At 59.9% G+C, this 858-nt stretch carries 1 protein-coding gene; it reads left to right on the top strand.

Annotated features, from left to right (window positions below):
• Positions 1-858, top strand: an 858-nt coding sequence (locus tag AEQ63_RS00035; protein ID WP_177330578.1) for an immunoglobulin-like domain-containing protein, incomplete at both ends; no start/stop codon positions are given.

The raw sequence follows: 858 nt of genomic DNA, 5'->3' as shown, positions 1-858 counted from the left end.
CCAACGCTGCAGGCTCGCCTGTTACCGTGACCCTGTCGAACGGTGCCGTGATCACCATCAAGGCTGGCGAAACCACCGGCACTGCGACCGTTCCGGCACCGTCCGATGACGTCTACAAAGACGCCGGCTCCGTGCAGGCAACGATCACCAGCGCCAATGGTGGCAATTTCGAGAACCTTGTTCCGAGCACTGCTCCAGCCGTGACGACAGTCACCGACACCATCGACACCTCGACCGTCAAACTGACGGCTGATACTTCGGTGGCCGAAGGCGGTACCGTTACTTACACCGCCACCGTCGGCGCACCAGTTACTGGTTCGCCTGTGGTCGTGACCCTGGCGAACGGTCAGAACATCACCATCGCCGTCGGCCAGACCACTGGTTCCATCACCTACACTGCACCGAACGATGCATTGGCTGGAAACGCTCCGCTGACCAACTCGATCACTGGCGTAAGCGGCGGTAACTTCGAAAATCTGGTGGCGGACAAAACCCCGGTTTCGACTTCCGTCACAGACGTTGCCGACACTACAAATCTGTCGCTGAGCGCGACCGGTTCTGTGGCTGAGGGCGGTCAGATTACGTACACCGCGACCTTGACCAACGCAGCAGGCTCGCCTGTGACCGTGACCTTGTCGAACGGCGCTGTCATCACCATCAAGGCTGGCGAAACCAGCGGCACTGCGACCGTTCCGGCACCGTCCGATGACGTCTACAAAGACGCCGGTTCTGTGCAGGCAACGATCACCAGCGCCACTGGTGGCAACTTCGAAAGCCTGGTTCCAAGCACCACGCCAGCCGTCACTCAAGTCACCGACACCATCGACACTTCGACGGTCAAATTGACCGCTGACACTT

It is taken from the genome of Pseudomonas sp. RIT-PI-o, from assembly GCF_001297215.1.
In the GTDB taxonomy this organism is placed as follows: Bacteria; Pseudomonadota; Gammaproteobacteria; order Pseudomonadales; family Pseudomonadaceae; genus Aquipseudomonas; species Aquipseudomonas moraviensis_A.
The sequence above is the reverse complement of the archived record's forward strand: the minus strand, read 5'-3'. Positions and strand labels throughout refer to the sequence as shown.